We start from the raw sequence: 16,240 nt of genomic DNA on the forward strand, positions 1-16,240 counted from the left end.
AAAAACAAATTAGAAACATGGAATTTAAGGATTTACCAGATTGGGTAAAAGACAATTTATTAAGTGACCAAACATTGGCAGTTAATAAAAAGATTATAAAAGACTTTGAATTAACAAATGAACAAAAGTCAATTGTTTTTGATGCCTTGCGAAAAATTATATTAAAACAATCAAATATAGATGAATTAACAGTCGTTTTGCAGGGAATGGGAGTTGGCATAGATAAAGCAAACAAACTTATTATAGAAGTTATTAAGCAAAGATTACTGCCTTTAAAAGAATATTTATTAATTGATTTTCGTCCATCTATTACTAAATTAGGGGGAAAGATTCTTAAAGAACAATCAAGCCAGTTTGTGCCAGATAAAGAAATTTCTTTAGAAAAAACAGCTCAACAGATTATAGATGAACTTAAAATATCTTTTGAAAGAGATGTTATGGCAACTAGGTTTAGTAATATTGTTGTTTCATTTTTAAAAGAAGTGAGAAGCGAGATTGAAACAAAAATTGTTTTAAAAAGAGACCCAAAGATAGGAGGAATGGGGATTGAGGACGAGATGGTTGATAAAATAATACAGGCCTTGAAAAAGAAGCATCAATCTCCTAAAATAATCAAAAATACAAAGGTTAAAGATTTGACAGAAGAATTAAAATTAGCTCAAGAACCAATTGATATTCCTGGCTCAATTCCAAAACCTCAGCCAAAACCTGACTTAGGGGCAAGGCCTCTAAGTAAAGACATGAGTCAAGAAAAGCAAGTATTAACACCAAAACCTTATCCTGTTTCTCAACCAAAACCTGACTTAGGGGCAAGGCCTCTAAGTAAAGACATGAGTCAAGAAAAGCAAGTATTAACACCAAAACCTTATCCTGTTTCTCAGCCAAAACCTGACTTAGGGGCAAGGCCTCTAAGTAAACCGTTAGTACATCAAACACCAAGGCCGGTTAAGGATTTGTCTGGGCCAGTTGAAATTAGGTCAAGAACATTGAGTCCTATTGATGAATTAAGAACATTTTCTTTGGTTGATTGGCGACGATTAGGGAAAACAGCTGATGCTGTTACCAGAATCAAAGACAAAATAAATTTGTTAGAAGAAGAATCATTGCTAAAAAAGGCAGAAGGAATTAAGGCATGGAAAGAATCAACCATTAACAAATTATATTTAAAAATAGGGGAGCAAGCGATTAATTCAGGGTCATCAATTAGGGATGTTATTTTAAGCAGGCAAAGCAATAAAGAACAAACCTTAACAGAAGAAGAGTTTAATGCTGTGGTTGAATTAAATCAATCTTTGAGATTTTAATAAATATATATATGCAATTTTTAGTTCCACAATTTATTGATGTTGAACCAAAAATCATTGGGCCAATTTCGCCTCGTCAGTTCGTTGTTTTCATTGTTACTTTATTATTATGTGTGTTAGCATATAAGTTAGCTGATTTTGCTTTATTCACAATTGAAGCAATTATTTTTGTGGCAGTAGGGGGGTCATTTATGTTTCTTAAGGTTAATGGCCAACCATTGCATTATTTTTTACTTAATATTGGGAATAGTTTCAAAAAGCCAAACTTAAGGGTGTGGAAAAAACAAACCAAGATGCCAGTTGAAATAAAAGTAAAAGAAAAGAAAAAAGACAAAGGACCAATTGTTGTCAGAAAGTCACTTCCTTCAACTCGGCTTTCACAAATTTCATTAATGGTTGATACAGGAGGCAAATACAATGAAGAGGATTTTGAAGAATAAATAATAAAATAATATGGCAACTAAAAGCAATGTATCTTCTACTCAAAAATATTTAGACATTTCTGAAATTAGAAATGATTGTGTGATTTTGAAAAATGGATCATTATGTTCTGTTATTTTGTCATCTTCAATTAATTTTGGGCTTAAGTCATCTGACGAGCAAAAAGCAGTGATTCAAAATTATATATCATTTTTAAACACAATAGATTTCCCAATGCAAATAATTATCCAATCAAGACCTTTTAATATCAAACCATATCTAGCTGAATTGGAAAGTCTTAGAAAAAAACACACAAATGAATTGTTAAAAATTCAAATGGCAGATTATGCTAGTTTTGTGAAAGAATTGGTTGTTTTAGGAGAGATAATGAGTAGAAAGTTTTATATTGTTCTTTTGTATAATCCAGCTGGTGATAAAAAAATTGGATTTTTTGCTAGGATTTCAGAGCTTTTTAGTGCAGCTAGAACAGTTAAAATGAATAGAATAAAAATTGAAAAATATAAAGAAAAGCTTTTCAGAAGAGTTGATATTGTTACCTCGGCTCTTTCTTCTATGGGAGTAAGTGGAGTGCCGCTTGATACACAAAGTTTAATAGAACTTTTTTATAACTCATATAATCCAGCTGAATCTGAAATGCAAAAAATTACAGAAGTCAAAAAATTAAGATTAGAAGATTAAAATAAATTTTATTATGGTTTTTGACCCATCAATTATTAAAACAAAAGAAGAATTAGCAGAGCAACCAAAACAGTTGTCTAAAAAAGAACAGAAGCAAGTTGATATTAAAAAAGAGATAGAATTAGATGATGTCATAAAGACAGAGCAAGCATATCGCAAAGGACTTGTCTCTGTTCGTGATTTGATTGCTCCTTCTGCTTTGAGAGCAACTCCAGCCTATCTACAGTTGGGAAACAAATATCTCAGAACACTTTTTGTAGTTGCCTTCCCAAGATATATTACAGTTGGTTGGTTTTCTCCTTTAATTGGCTTTGATTCTTCTTTGGATGTATCAATGTTTTTTTATCCGGTTGAAACAAAAGTGATTTTAAAACAATTACAAAAAAAAGTTGGTAATATAGAAGCAGAGCTTGGAGCAGAATACGAGAAAGGTATGCCAAGAGACCCTTTAAAGGAAACAGCTTTGAGAGATATTGAGAATTTAAGAAATCAATTAACTACTGGTACAGAGCATTTTTTTCAATTTTCTTTATATGTAACTATTTATGCTGACACGGAAAAAGAGTTGGATGAGACAACAGAAAAAGTAGAGAACATTTTTGCATCAAAACTAGTTTATACTAGAAGAGCTTTTTATCAAGCAGAACAAGGATTTGATTCTACCTTGCCTTTAGCAAATGACAAAATAATGGTTTCAATAAATATTAATACCTCTCCTTGCGCTTCTAGTTTCCCTTTTATTTCAGCTGATTTAACGTCAGACAATGGCATTCTCTACGGAATTAATAGACATAACAATAGTTTGATTCTTTTTGATAGATTTTCAATGCCTAATGCTAATTTTATGGTTTTTGCTACCTCTGGCTCGGGTAAAAGTTATTTTGCTAAATTAGAAGTTTTGCGGTCATTAATGATGGGCACGGATGTTATTATTATTGACCCTGAAAAAGAGTACAAGCATTTATCTGACGCTGTAGGGGGAACGTTTATTAACATCTCGCTTGCTTCTGAAGCCAAGATTAATCCATTTGATTTGCCCAGGTCAAGTTCAAAAGATGTAAAAACAAGCGATCTAATTAGAAGTGGAGTTATTTCAGTAAAAGGATTATTAAAGCTAATGATTGGACAGCCAATAGGAAAGAAAGATAATGCTTTTACGCCAAAAGAGGACTCCTTGCTTGATAGTGCACTTTTAGAAACTTATGCTAAAAAAGACATTATACCAGGATGTGATTTAACAAAAGTTCAAATGCCAACCTTAAGCGATTTTCAGCAAATTTTAGAAGGAATGGAGGGAGTAGATGATTTAGTTGAAAGATTAAAAAAATATACAGCCGGAACATTTTCAGGATTTTTAAATCGTCCTACTAATGTTGAAATGGATAACCAGTTTATAGCTTTTTCAGTTAGAGATCTTGAGGACGAATTAAGACCAATGGCTATTTATAGTATTGTGAATTATATTTGGAATACTGTGCGAGCAAAATTAAAGAAAAGAATTTTATTGGTTGACGAGGCTTGGTGGTTAATGCAAAATGAAGAGTCTGCAAAATTTATATTTGCTCTTGTTAAACGTTGCCGAAAATATTATATGGGAGTAACAACAATTACACAGGATGTAAATGACTTTCTTAACTCTCCTTATGGCAGGGCAATTGTCACTAACTCAGCCATGCAATTATTATTAAAACAGTCGCCAGCTTCGGTTGACAGGGTATCAAAGATATTTATGCTGACAGAAGGAGAAAAATTTTTATTATTAGAATGTGGGCTGGGTGAAGGCATATTCTTTGCTGGACCCAAACACGCGGCCATAAAAGTAGTTGCTTCTTATTCAGAAGACCAATTAATAACATCAGACCCCAGTCAGTTATTAGAAATTGAAGAATCTAAAAAAGAGTTTGCTAAAGAATCTAAAAAAGAAGAATAAAATTATTTATGAAAAAAAATATTATTGTAATTATTTTAATAATCATTTTAATTATAGTTGGAATTATTTTTATGTTTGCCAGCCAAAATGAACAAGATATTCCTACTGATGACAAAATATTAAAGCAACAAGATATTGAGAAGCAAGAGCAAGAAAAAGCAAAGGCAGCTCAAATTAAAATTATTAAAACAGATTTAAAAAATCAAGCCAGAGCATTTGTTCAATACATGGGTACTTATTCAAAAGAAAATGCTTATCAAAACAGAGAAGAGTTATTAAATCAAATGACTGATAGTTTTATAAAAAAATCATTAGAACAAATTGAACAAAACATAAATCAACCAGATTTTGCTTCTTTGTTGACTAGTGTTTTGTCAGTTGAAGCAAGAAGACATAATAATGAAGTGGCTGTTTATTCTGTTAATGTTAAACAAACAAGAGTTTTTGCTAGTGTGGTTGAGGATGAGATTGAGTATAAAACAGGTGAAATTCTTTGGCTAAAACAAGCTGACAAATGGAAAGTTAATAGTATTGATTTTGATTTATAGCTTTTAATCATTTTTTATGGGAGAGCAAACAATACAGCAAAGAGAATTGGAGAGAAAAAGAGAACTTTTATTACAACAGCAAAGACAGCGAATAATTCAATCAAAAAAAAAGAAAGATTCTCAGAATACTAAACAAACAGAAGAAAAAATCAAAAAATTAAGAAGAGTTTATAGGATGTCAAATGCAAGTTCAGCAGCGAGTGTATTTGGAATTATTATCACCTTTTTAATAATGAATGCTCAGTTAATTTTTGGAAATATACTTGGATTCAAGAAAATTCCTAAATTAACTTTACCAGAAATAGCAATTCTTATTTTAATAGATTTTTTAGTACTTATAATTACTTTGTTTATTGTTTTGCTTTTAGTCCTTGCAGCCATGCCATTAATTGGACCAGTGGCAGCAGTAAATATATTTGGAACAGAAATTGTAAGTTTTATTCAATCAATGTTTTGATTTATAAATGAAAATAAAAAATTTAAATAAATTATTTAGTGTTTTAATAGTAGTGTTTTTGCTGACTTGTTTTTTAAGTATGCCGGTTTTTGCTCAAGAAAATGGAAACGAATACGAATCTCCAGCTTTTTATCCACAAGTTCAAATCCCTAATCCTAATTCAGATTTTATTCCAGGACAGGCAACTATAATCAGTGGTAGCACTTTTGCAACATATATTATTGCAATTTACAATTGGGGATTAAGAGCTGTTTTAACCTTGGCTATTATTGTGATTATTGTTTCAGGATTTCAATGGATGGTTTCTACTGGCAATGCTAGTAAAATCGGTCAGGCAAAAGAAAGAATTATTTCTGCTTTGATTGGAGTAATGATTGCCCTTGGGTCATTTTTTCTGCTTAATTTTATTAATCCTTCTTTAACAAGATTTAGAGATCTAAATGTTGCACCAGTAGTGGATTTAGCAGAGATTAGTAATAAAAAATGTGGAGAAAATGGTATTTGTATTTATGGAGAGATTAGAGAAAATGAGGATAAAAGCATAGGGCAGTGCGAGTGCAAAACAGAAATGAGGGTGCAGTATAAATACAAAGATGAAGATGGGGATGAAGATGAAGAGGAGGAAAATTTTCAAGCTAAAAAATATTATGATTGTGGAAAAATGTATTATGAACCCAGAACACATATTGGGGCTGATTGCGGAGAGAATAACCCAAAACAAACTTGTATGTTAAAGGTAGGGTTTGAAACAGGTGGCAATAATAATTATTATCCGTATGGAAACAATGAATGGGCTATTAATTTTTTCACTTCTCCTGAAGATTTTGCTATGTGGCCAGATGATACCAGGGATTGTATAGATGCAAGTCAACCACCCCCACCTGATTGCCCTGATGAAACAGCAATATATGAGATAGATGATTTCCGTTGTTTTAATATTACATCAAGCCCAGATCCGTATTGCGAAGATCATGTAATTTCTTTAACAAGTCAAATACAAGATCTTGTGTTGAAAGAATCAGAAATTACTAAAATAGAAATATATTTAGCTGTTGATGACGCATATGAGCAAGGTTGCCCCATGAATAATATGGACGAAAAAGACTGGAAAACACTAAAGAATAGCAATCATTGGACTGATTATTTAGGAAATAATCATAATGATGTTGGCACAGAATTTAGTTGCATAAATCCAGGAGACGACAGTGGTAATGATGCCGTAATAAGAGTAAGAGCTTGTTTTGGAATTGATGATGATTATTGCAAGAATACATCTAATCAGGATTATAACCCAAATCCTAATGATATTTTTAAAGATTTTAAAATTATAATAGCAGATGACAGTAGTGGGGGAGCAACTTCTTACTATGGTCAAATAAAAGTTTATACAAATCGTGTTTGTTCACAATAAATAAATATGTCAGAAAAAACCAAGAAAATATTATTAGTAATTTTATTCATTTTAGTCGTAATTGGTATGGCTTGGCTTTTATATTCTGTGTTTTTTAAAAAACCAGTTGTATTGGTTGCCCCAGATATTGTTGAAGAACTACCTGAACAAGTAAGGTTGCCTGTTACTCAAGATGATTGGGAAGCAATGACAGTAGAACAAAGAGTTACTAATGGTTTGCCAAAATTTGAGTGGCTAGATAAAGAGATTTCTAAAATTCCAGCTATTCCTGTTACTAGGAAGGTTGCTCCTAAAATTGATGAAATAGCTAAAGGGGGGAAAACATGGGTTTCCCCGGTTTCAATTGATAAAGTAAAATGGCCCACTTTAGCAAAGGATGGGTTAAATAGTATTTATTATAATCCTGAGACAGGTCAATTTTTTGAAGTTGATATTTATGGGAACAAAACATTAATGACAGACCAGGTCTTTTATAATGTTGATAATGTTAATTGGGCCCCCACTAAAGAAAGGGCTATTATTGAATATCCAGACGGTTTTAAGGTAATGTATGATTTTAAAAAGAAAAAACAATATACTTTGCCAAAAAATTGGGAAGATTTTTCATGGGATATTGGGGCTGACAAAATTGCTTTCAAATCAATTAGTAAATATGCAGAAAATACTTGGTTAGCTATTGCCAGGCCAGATGGAAGCAAGGCAAAGCCAATTGAACACATGGGAGAAAACGCAGATAAAGTTACTGTTTCTTGGTCTCCTAATAATCAAGTAGTGGCTTTTTCATCTACTGGTGACCCAAGAGGAATGTGGGAACAAGAAATGTTATTAATTGGTCAGCATGGCGAAAATTTTAAATCATTAGTTATTGACGGCAGGAGATTTGAACCAAAATGGGCGCCAAATGGAAGCAAAATTGTTTATAGTGTTTACAGTTCAGAGTTTGATTACAAGCCAAGGTTATATGTTGTTGATGCCCAAGGAGATGATATAGGTAGAAATAAAATAAGCACAGGACTAGAAACATGGGCTCATAAATGCACTTTTAATTCTAATGGGGCTGAACTTTATTGTGCTGTGCCAAAAACATTGCCAGATGGAGCTGGTATGATTGAAGAATTAGGAGAAGGATCTAGAGATAATTTTTACAAAATAAATGTTTCTACCGGGGAGGTTTCTTTTTTAGCAGAAGGGGCTATGGGGGGCTATGATGTCAAGGATATTTATGTGTCTAATGATGATAAATATCTTTATTTTGTTGACGAAAATAGTAGTAGGTTAAGATATATTAAGTTAAAATAAAATTAGTAGTATTATTAATTATATAAAAAAGCCCTGTTAAGAAAACAGAGGTTTTTTATAAAATAATTATTAATCATTAATTCGGGAGATGCATTTATTCTAAGTGGGTTGACATAATACTTGCTTGAATTTTTTTCTTGATCAAGGGATATTTTTCAAGGCGAGGACTTTGATAAAATAGTTGTTTTGCTATTTTTTTTGTTAGGGCTATTATTTTTACATCTGTTAGTTTGGCTATTTTTAAACTGGTAATAAATCCAGATTGTTGTGTACCAAATATTTCTCCGGGTCCACGAATTTCTAAATCTTTTTCAGCTAATTCAAATCCGTTGTTTGTAGATATTAGAGCATTTAATCTTTCAGTTGCGGTTATGGAATCTGTGTCTAGCATTAAAAAACAATATGACTGGTCTTCTCCTCTTCCAACTCTTCCCCTAAGTTGATGTAATTGAGCTAATCCAAATCGTTCAGCTCCATGAATTAACATTATTGATGCGTTTTTAATATCAATGCCAACTTCAATAACAGTTGTTGAGACAAGTATATCAATCTGCTTGGCTAAAAAATCTTTAATAATTTTTTCTTTAGTAGTAGATTTTAATTTGCCGTGAAGTGCTTTGATTTTAAGGTTTGGAAATATGTTAGTTGTTAAATTGATATATTCTTGCTTAACAGACATTGCTCCCAATTTATCAGATTCATCTATTAACGGGCAAATTACAAATGCTTGTTTTTGTTTAGTAATTTCTTCTTTTATAAATTCATAAGTTTTTTTGTATTCAATTGGTTTAATTATTTTGGTGATAATTTTTTTTCTTCCTTTAGGCATTTCATCTATAATTGAAATGTCTAAGTCGCCATATAGTGTCAGGGCCACAGACCTTGGTATTGGAGTAGCAGTCATTGAAAGAAAGTGAGGAGATACTGTTTGTTCTAATAGATGTTGACGTTGGCTTGTGCCAAATCTATGCTGTTCATCGATGATTACTAATCCTAATTTTTTAAATTTTATAATTGGTTGAATCAAGGCATGTGTGCCAATAATTAGGTCAATGTCTAATTGGGCTAATTTTTTAATTAATTCTATTTTAGTTATTTTCTTTTTAAAATTTGTTTTTATACTATTGCTGGTTAATAATGCTATTTTAAAAGAAAAATTTTTAAACAAATTTGAAAATGTATTAAAGTGTTGCTCAGCTAGTATTTCAGTTGGAGCCATATAACATGTTTGTTGACTGTTTAGTATGACATTTAAGATAGCCAATCCAGCCACGACTGTTTTTCCGCTACCAACATCTCCCTCTAACAATCTATTCATTGGATTATCTTTTCCCATGTCATTGATAATCTCCCACGCAGATCTTTTTTGAGCATTTGTAAGTTTAAAAGGCAGTTCTTTTACGAATTTTTTTGTTTTAGCAAGATAAAATTTTATTTTATGTGCTTGTTTATGCTTGATATTTTGGCGTATTAAATGATTTTTGGCTTGAATTATAAATAGCTCATCAAATTTTAATCTCTTAATTGCCTTGGTCATTATTTTTTTATCGCTAGGAAAATGTATTTGTTCTAATGCAAAAGAAAGGTCAATTAAATTATTAGTAGCTCTAATATCTCTATGTAACCAGTCATTTATTTTTTGAATAACAGGAATTGTTTGTTTTATTAAAAATCTTATTTGTTTTTGAGTGATATTTGATGTTAGGGGATAGATTGGAACCAGCCTGCCAGTATGAATAGGGTTTTTGTTATCCAAAGGGGTTTCATAAGAGGGATTTATTAATTGAAACCCATGTGTTTTGTTTTTAATAATTTTTCCAGCAAAATAAACAGTTTGACCTTTGGTGAATTTTTTAGTTAGGTATGGTTGATTAAACCAGATAATTTTAAGAGAATCAGTTTTATCAGACACCAAGGCCTCAGTAATTGACATTTTTCTATTAAAAGAAGAATGAGTGCTAATTGACTTGATAATTGCCTTGATTGTGCCTGTTTTTTTTGCTTTAATCTTGTCTATTGTAAGGACTTCGCTATAATCATCATAGCGAAAAGGGTAGTGGAATATTAAATCATCTATTGTTAATAAGTTTATCTTGGATAATTTTTTAGAGATTGCACTGCCAACACTGGTCAATTTATTAATTGGAGTTTTCAATTCAATCATGTTTTTTTATTTATTTGATATTATTGTTTTGTGAATAAAAGAGAAGCCATATCATCCTCTAATTAAAGATATAATATTATAACATAAAATCACCTTAAAATCAAACTATTAAAATCAAATTAATAATTAATTAATTTAAGTAATTATAAAAAAAGTGTGCAATATCGGATGTCGCACACTTCAAATAGTTACTTGGTTACTTACTTAGGGGCCTTGCCCCTAAGTAAAGTAGAAATCAATAATCAGTAATCAATAATCAACTACCTCACTGAGGGTTTTACTTAGGGGCCTTGCCCCTAAGTAAAGTAGAAATCAATAATCAGTAATCAATAATCAACTACCTCACTGAGGGTTTTACTTAGAGGCCTTGCCCCTAAGTAGAAAATAAGCACATAAAAGTGTGCAATATCGGATGTCGCACATATGTCGCACATATTGAGGATTGCATATGAGTTGAATAAATCAATCTTATATTGACTTTTTGTTTTTATTTAGTATAATCTAAAAAAGAATAATGGAGAGATCGGATAATGGTATTCCACCAGTTTGCTAAACTGGCGCCTTTTTTAGGCTTGCGGGTTCGATCCCCGCTCTCTCCGTTTTTAATAAAAATGGATTTGGAGGGGTGCTCCGAATTGGCTAAGGAACCGGTCTTGAAAACCGGCGCCCGCAAGGGCTTATGGGTTCGAGTCCCATCCCCTCCGCCATTTTATACTAAAGCAGTGGAATGACAAAAGTTTCAAGCTTTTAAAATTTTTATAAAAGAGGTATTCTCTATCTCAAGGAGTGAAGGATATCAACCCTCTCTGTCTTGGTTTGTCGAAGCTTTTAGTGGGGATTGGGAGTTAAAGATAATTTTTATAATGGAAAAAACACTTATTATTTTAAAGCCAGATTGCTTACAACGAAACCTCTTAGGAGAGATTATTAAGCGATTTGAAAACAAAGGATTAAAAATTGCTGGCCTGAAAATGGGCAGGATTTCTGATGAGCAGATAGACAAACATTATAATCATCACAAAGACAAACCATTTTTTAGTGGATTAAAAGGATTTATGCAATCAGCCCCTGTGATATTTATTGTGATTGAAGGATATGATGTCATAAATGCTGTTAGGGCAATTGTTGGTTCCACTGTTGGCAGGGAAGCGGACGCAGGCTCTGTTAGAGGAGATTTTTCTATGAGTCATTCAAATAATATTGTTCATGCATCAGATTCTATTGAAGCAGCAGACATTGAAATTAAACGATTTTTTGCTGAAAAAGAGGTGTTTGATTATCCAAAAGATGACTGGAAATGGGTTTATGCTGAAGATGAAAAATAAATATTAATTTTTTATGATTTTTTTATCAATTTTATTTATAATAATATTTTTTTTCTTTTTATTTGTTTTTTCTAGTTATTCTTGGGCGTTCTTTAGTGCAGCGCCTTTTGTTTTTTCGTTCAGGGGAGAGGTTGATAGAATGTTAAAAATTGCCAAAATTAAACCAGGAGAAAAGTTTTATGACTTAGGAAGTGGAGACGGCAGAATGGTGTTAGCAGCTGGCCAACAAGGAGCAGATAGTGTTGGTTTTGAAATTTCTTTTTTCCCATTTATATTATCAAAAATTAAATGTTGGAAATATTCTAAAAATTGTAAAATTTTTTATAAAAATTTTTGGAAAGCAAATTTAAAGGATGCTGATATTATTTATTTTTATCTTTTGCCAAAATCTTCTTCAAAATTAAGACATAAATTTGTAAAAGAACTAAACACGGGCACAAGAATAATATCAAATGCATTTCCAATCAAGGAATGGGAGCCAACTAGGGTTTTTAAGAAACAAGGACATCCTCCTCTATATCTTTATCAAATAGATTGATAAAGAAAATAATATTAAAATAATTTTTGACCAAAAGCCAATAGATATTGTCCTAGAAGTAGTTTGGTTAATAATTGTTTTTTTATACAATTATTTTTTTCATTAAAACTTCATAATGTTTTTGAAATATTAAAAATCTTTCTTTTTTAGTTTTTAATTTTATTTTTATTGTCTGTTTATTTAATGTTGTCTAAGGCATATTAACAGGTCAATGATGACCAAAAAGCAATTGACATAGTTAAAAAATCGGTTTATCTTATAACTAAGACCAATTCACCTGCTTATCCAGAAATATCAAGACAATATTATCAAGTATTAGGTTTTCTTTATTTTAAGATAGGTAGAAATGATTTGAAAGATGTGTGTCTAAAACAAGAACAAAAAATATTTAAAAAATCTAATAAAAAATTATGACACAAGAAAAAAAACAAGAAGTTGATTTTGGGAAGGTTCTTGTCTCATGGGAATTTCCAGAATATACTCAATATAAAAAGACGCGTTCATGGCAAGTTGTTGTTAGTGGAATTTGGTTAATTATATTTATTTACTCAATAATTATTGCCAATTTACTTTTTGCTATTTTTTTGGCATTGGTTGTGTTTATTGTTTTCTTACAGGAGAAAGCAACACCAATGGATGTTAAAATAAAAATTTGTGAGCAAGGGATAATTATTGGAAAGAAATTTTATGAATGGTTTGAAATCGAAAATTTTCGATTAATTTATAGACCTCCAGAAACAAAAAGATTATATATTGACATTAAAGATAGCTGGTTACATGACTTTTCCGTCTCTGTTGAAGACCAGGATCCAAGAGAGATTAGAAAAATATTAAAAGAATTTTTAGAAGAAGATTTATCAAGACCAGAGGAGACGATAATAGATGCTTTGAGTCGTTGGTTAAAGATATAGGTTTTTCTGGGGCCCCTGTAGTTTAATGGATAGAGCGTGTCCTTGCGGAGGATAAGACCCAGGTTCGATTCCTGGCAGGGGCATTTATTGATTATTAATTACTAGATTCAGGGATTTTGTTCCCTATTTTTTTTAAAAAAGAAATTATATAAATTATATGTTATTAGTAAGCTTTATTGCCTTGTGCTTATCAATTTATTTCTATAAAAGAATAAAAGTTTCTATTTTTTTTAAAATTTTATTTAGCTTAGGGACATTGGTCTCTATATTTTTTTATGTGTTATATTTTATTGCAAATTATTTTACTGGCAACGGAATAACAAATGCTGTTTTTTATTATTTGGAATATGGTTTAGAAGGAGTAGATTTTTTAGAATACATTAATTTAATTTCAGTAGCGAGTCTTTTTCTTTTATTTGGAATAGTTTTGGCTATTTGGATAATTCTTAAAAAGAATCATAAAGAAAAACATAATGTTATATTTTTTTTGGCTGTTTTTTTGTTCTTGTTTGTTTCTTTAGCATTAAATCCAGTTACAGTTAGTTTAGGGAAAATGGTGTTTAAAAATAAAGAAAATATTATTATGGATAAAGATTCAGTGTTTTATGAATTTTATAAACATCCCAGAATTAGGCAAATAGCTAAATCAAAAAATCTTGTATTTATTTATGCTGAAGGGTTAGAAAGGACATATTTTGATGAAGCCATTTTCCCTGATTTAACTAAAAATTTAAAAAAAATTGAGTCAAAAAGTGTTTCCTTTATGGATTTGTCACAAGGTCCATATGCAGAACATACTATTGGGGGCATGGTTGCAGGGCAGTGTGGTTTTCCATTAATAATTCCGTCTTTTTCTATTGTAGGGGCTAATTCAATGTTTGGCATGGATACTTATTTAGAATCAGCTATTTGTTTAGGGGATTTATTACATGATGAAGGCTATTATTTAACTTACTATGGTGGAGCCCCGCTTTCTTTTGGAGGCAAGGGGAAGTTTTATTTAACTCACAAATTTAATGATGTTAAGGGTAGGAATGAACTTTTAGAAAAAATTCCCAACCAGGATTACAGAAGTGCTTGGGGAATATATGATGATTCATTGTTTGATTTGGCTTATAATAGATATGTTGAATTAGCCAAAAAACAAGATAAGTTTGCAATGTTTTTGTTGACATTAGACACACACCCTTCTCTTGATGGAGGATATCCTTCCAAGAGTTGTAATAATATAAAATATCAAGACGGCAACAATTTAATGCTAAACGTGGTAGCTTGTTCAGATTATTTGATTAGCAATTTTGTTAAAAAAATTAGAGCATCAAAGTTAGACCAAGAAACAGTTATTGTGATTGTTTCAGATACTCTTGGGCAAAAAAATGATGCTACTGAATTGTTAAACAAGGGAGATAGAAAACTTCTTTATTTAATAAATGAACCAAATAGTGTGGCTGGCACTAAAATAGATAATCCTGGATTAAATTTTGATATAGCATCCACAATGCTTCCTTTTATAGGGTATAAGGGGGACATAGGCATGGGGCGAAACTTATTTGAAATAGAATCATCAACTAATAGGGTTCAGAATATCATAGATAATTTAAGTGAATTTAAGTCTAATGTATTACAATTTTGGAAATTTCCAAAAATAGAAAAATTTATTGAAATAAATATGAATCAAAAAAAAATATTTATTGACAACAATGAATATGAAATCCCAATTCTTATTAAACTAAATGATGATTTAGAAACCATATTAAATTTTAGATTTTTTACCTCTAATGATTTAGCTCTAATTGAGAGCATTACTAATTCAGTTGAGGACAATGGATTTATATTGATAGAAGAATGTTCTAAAATAAATTATATTATTAATACAGGAATAGATAATGATAGTTTTTGTTTATTGGCTGGAAAAAACAATAAGTATAGTTACATGAATTTAACTCCCAGAATTGATTTAAGTCAAGAAAAAAAATATTATATGCATTCTTTTCCATCGCTTCGATTGTCAATAGAAGAAATTCATAAAATTATTAACAAGGGTGTAAATAATTTTTCAACCAAGATGATTGCACATGCAGGAGGAGGAATAAATAAAAGCACATACACAAATAGTTTTGATGCGCTAGACAGCAACATGGCTAAAGGGTTTTCTTATTTTGAAATAGATTTTGTTTTTACAAAAGATAATAAGTTAGTTTGTTTGCATGACTGGGAGTCTAGTTTTGAGGATACATTTGGATTTAAAACAGAAGAAAAATTAACATTAAATGAATTTAAGAAATTAGCATCAACCAAAGCAATGTTTCATAACTGTACTTTATTAGAGTTAGCTTCTTGGATGGAGAAACACCCGGATGCTTATCTTGTCACAGACATAGAAGGGGATAATGTTGAGGCCTTGAAAATGATATCAACCATAATCCCTGATTATGAAAAAAGAGTAATCCCACAGATATATTCCCCTGCTAATTTTTCAAAAATTAAAGAAATGGGATATGACCAAGTTATATGGACTCTTTATAGGTATGGAGGGACTAATAAAAATGTATTGGATGTAATTAGACGATTTTATGGCTCTTTTGCCATAACAATGCCTGTTGATAGAGCTAAGACAGATTTACCACTAAAATTAAAAGAAAGAGAAATTCCAACCTATGTACATACAATCAATTTAATGGATGAAAAAATAAATTTCACGAAGAATTATCATGTTACTGAAATTTATACAGATTTTTTGACTCCTTAATCATTCAATAGAAAATATAAATAAAAAATACAGACAATTAATGTCTGTTTTTATTTATATGATTGGCGGTCCGGACGGGACTCGAACCCGCAGCCTTCTGCGTGACAGGCAGATGATCTAACCAATTGATCTACCGGACCACTGATTTTATGATTTTGGCAAAGATTTCTTCATGATGTTCAGCCAATTTAGCTAGTATCTTTCTATCTATATCAATATTGTTTTTCTTTAACTTGTTAATGAATTCAGAATAGCTAATTCCTTGTTTTCTGCAGCCAGCATTAATTTTAATTTGCCAAAGGGCTCTAAATGTTCTTTTTTTAACTTTCCTGTCTCTGTATGCATATACGCCAGCCTTGGCCGAGGCTGTTTTAGCTAGTCGTACCTTGCTTTTTCTGCCACCACGATAGCCCTTAACTGTTTTAAGCAGTTTTTTTCTTTTCTTTAAATGGCTTTTTCCTCTTTTTACTCTTGGCATAAGATAT

At 31.0% G+C, this 16,240-nt stretch carries 14 protein-coding genes and 4 tRNA genes; 15 read left to right on the forward strand and 3 right to left on the reverse strand.

From position 1 onward, the window contains the following. Window positions 1-17: 17 nt before the first annotated feature. Genes ISS06_01325 through ISS06_01360 form a run of 8 tightly spaced genes read left to right on the forward strand, consistent with a single transcriptional unit; the run spans window position 18 to window position 8,068 of the window. Window positions 18-1,304: a hypothetical protein gene (locus ISS06_01325; GenBank protein ID MBL7053830.1), complete on the forward strand. Its 1,287-nt coding sequence runs from the start codon at window positions 18-20 to the stop codon at window positions 1,302-1,304. Between the two features lie 11 nt (window positions 1,305-1,315). Next, a complete protein-coding gene (locus tag ISS06_01330) occupies window positions 1,316-1,744 on the forward strand; it encodes a PrgI family protein (protein MBL7053831.1) in 429 nt (142 codons plus the stop codon). 13 nt (window positions 1,745-1,757) lie between these two features. Then, on the forward strand, window positions 1,758-2,423 hold the full coding sequence (locus ISS06_01335) for a hypothetical protein (protein MBL7053832.1): 666 nt from the start codon (window positions 1,758-1,760) through the stop codon (window positions 2,421-2,423). 13 nt (window positions 2,424-2,436) lie between these two features. Then, window positions 2,437-4,353: a DUF87 domain-containing protein gene (locus ISS06_01340; protein ID MBL7053833.1), complete on the forward strand. Its 1,917-nt coding sequence runs from the start codon at window positions 2,437-2,439 to the stop codon at window positions 4,351-4,353. Window positions 4,354-4,361: 8 nt separating this feature from the next. Continuing rightward, complete coding sequence (locus tag ISS06_01345) at window positions 4,362-4,901, forward strand: hypothetical protein (GenBank protein MBL7053834.1); 540 nt, start codon at window positions 4,362-4,364, stop codon at window positions 4,899-4,901. Window positions 4,902-4,917: 16 nt separating this feature from the next. Next, on the forward strand, window positions 4,918-5,358 hold the full coding sequence (locus ISS06_01350) for a hypothetical protein (GenBank protein MBL7053835.1): 441 nt from the start codon (window positions 4,918-4,920) through the stop codon (window positions 5,356-5,358). 7 nt (window positions 5,359-5,365) lie between these two features. Next, complete coding sequence (locus tag ISS06_01355) at window positions 5,366-6,769, forward strand: hypothetical protein (protein MBL7053836.1); 1,404 nt, start codon at window positions 5,366-5,368, stop codon at window positions 6,767-6,769. Between the two features lie 6 nt (window positions 6,770-6,775). After that, complete coding sequence (locus ISS06_01360) at window positions 6,776-8,068, forward strand: hypothetical protein (protein MBL7053837.1); 1,293 nt, start codon at window positions 6,776-6,778, stop codon at window positions 8,066-8,068. A 94-nt stretch (window positions 8,069-8,162) separates the two neighbouring features. Here ISS06_01360 and recG read toward each other — a convergent pair whose 3' ends face one another. Beyond that, a complete protein-coding gene (gene recG / locus ISS06_01365) occupies window positions 8,163-10,232 on the reverse strand; it encodes an ATP-dependent DNA helicase RecG (GenBank protein MBL7053838.1) in 2,070 nt (689 codons plus the stop codon). A gap of 516 nt (window positions 10,233-10,748) precedes the next feature. Between recG and ISS06_01370 the strand changes: the two genes are divergently transcribed. From ISS06_01370 to ISS06_01400, 7 genes are all read left to right on the forward strand, one after another. Further along, window positions 10,749-10,831 (forward strand) — tRNA-Ser (locus ISS06_01370). Between the two features lie 20 nt (window positions 10,832-10,851). Further along, window positions 10,852-10,939 (forward strand) — tRNA-Ser (locus ISS06_01375). Between the two features lie 156 nt (window positions 10,940-11,095). Beyond that, window positions 11,096-11,557: a nucleoside-diphosphate kinase gene (gene ndk, locus ISS06_01380; GenBank protein ID MBL7053839.1), complete on the forward strand. Its 462-nt coding sequence runs from the start codon at window positions 11,096-11,098 to the stop codon at window positions 11,555-11,557. A gap of 13 nt (window positions 11,558-11,570) precedes the next feature. Further along, window positions 11,571-12,095, forward strand: a complete 525-nt coding sequence (locus ISS06_01385) for a hypothetical protein (protein ID MBL7053840.1) — start codon at window positions 11,571-11,573, stop codon at window positions 12,093-12,095. A gap of 410 nt (window positions 12,096-12,505) precedes the next feature. Further along, entirely contained in the window at window positions 12,506-13,006 is a 501-nt protein-coding gene (locus ISS06_01390) for a hypothetical protein (protein MBL7053841.1), read from the forward strand. Window positions 13,007-13,017: 11 nt separating this feature from the next. Continuing rightward, window positions 13,018-13,089 (forward strand) — tRNA-Arg (locus ISS06_01395). Between the two features lie 74 nt (window positions 13,090-13,163). Further along, entirely contained in the window at window positions 13,164-15,755 is a 2,592-nt protein-coding gene (locus ISS06_01400) for a sulfatase-like hydrolase/transferase (GenBank protein MBL7053842.1), read from the forward strand. 63 nt (window positions 15,756-15,818) lie between these two features. Here ISS06_01400 and ISS06_01405 read toward each other — a convergent pair. Both ISS06_01405 and rplT read right to left on the reverse strand, forming a co-directional pair. Beyond that, a tRNA-Asp gene (locus ISS06_01405) sits at window positions 15,819-15,895 on the reverse strand. Beyond that, entirely contained in the window at window positions 15,886-16,233 is a 348-nt protein-coding gene (gene rplT / locus ISS06_01410; GenBank protein MBL7053843.1) for a 50S ribosomal protein L20, read from the reverse strand. Before rplT ends, ISS06_01405 begins: the two co-directional genes overlap by 10 nt. Between the last annotated feature and the right edge of the window lie 7 nt (window positions 16,234-16,240).

Source organism: Patescibacteria group bacterium (genome assembly GCA_016784145.1).
Classification (GTDB): Bacteria; Patescibacteriota; Patescibacteriia; order UBA2591; family UBA6264; genus BS150m-G65.

Coding starts and splice junctions, on each gene's coding strand:
- ISS06_01385 (MBL7053840.1), top strand. CDS start 11,571: ATGATTTTTTTATCAATTTTATTTATAATAATATTTTTTTTCTTTTTA.
- ISS06_01325 (MBL7053830.1), top strand. CDS start 18: ATGGAATTTAAGGATTTACCAGATTGGGTAAAAGACAATTTATTAAGT.
- ISS06_01390 (MBL7053841.1), top strand. CDS start 12,506: ATGACACAAGAAAAAAAACAAGAAGTTGATTTTGGGAAGGTTCTTGTC.
- ISS06_01350 (MBL7053835.1), top strand. CDS start 4,918: ATGGGAGAGCAAACAATACAGCAAAGAGAATTGGAGAGAAAAAGAGAA.
- ISS06_01330 (MBL7053831.1), top strand. CDS start 1,316: ATGCAATTTTTAGTTCCACAATTTATTGATGTTGAACCAAAAATCATT.
- ndk (MBL7053839.1), top strand. CDS start 11,096: ATGGAAAAAACACTTATTATTTTAAAGCCAGATTGCTTACAACGAAAC.
- ISS06_01360 (MBL7053837.1), top strand. CDS start 6,776: ATGTCAGAAAAAACCAAGAAAATATTATTAGTAATTTTATTCATTTTA.
- ISS06_01400 (MBL7053842.1), top strand. CDS start 13,164: ATGTTATTAGTAAGCTTTATTGCCTTGTGCTTATCAATTTATTTCTAT.
- ISS06_01355 (MBL7053836.1), top strand. CDS start 5,366: ATGAAAATAAAAAATTTAAATAAATTATTTAGTGTTTTAATAGTAGTG.
- recG (MBL7053838.1), bottom strand. CDS start 10,232: ATGATTGAATTGAAAACTCCAATTAATAAATTGACCAGTGTTGGCAGT.
- ISS06_01345 (MBL7053834.1), top strand. CDS start 4,362: ATGAAAAAAAATATTATTGTAATTATTTTAATAATCATTTTAATTATA.
- ISS06_01335 (MBL7053832.1), top strand. CDS start 1,758: ATGGCAACTAAAAGCAATGTATCTTCTACTCAAAAATATTTAGACATT.
- ISS06_01340 (MBL7053833.1), top strand. CDS start 2,437: ATGGTTTTTGACCCATCAATTATTAAAACAAAAGAAGAATTAGCAGAG.
- rplT (MBL7053843.1), bottom strand. CDS start 16,233: ATGCCAAGAGTAAAAAGAGGAAAAAGCCATTTAAAGAAAAGAAAAAAA.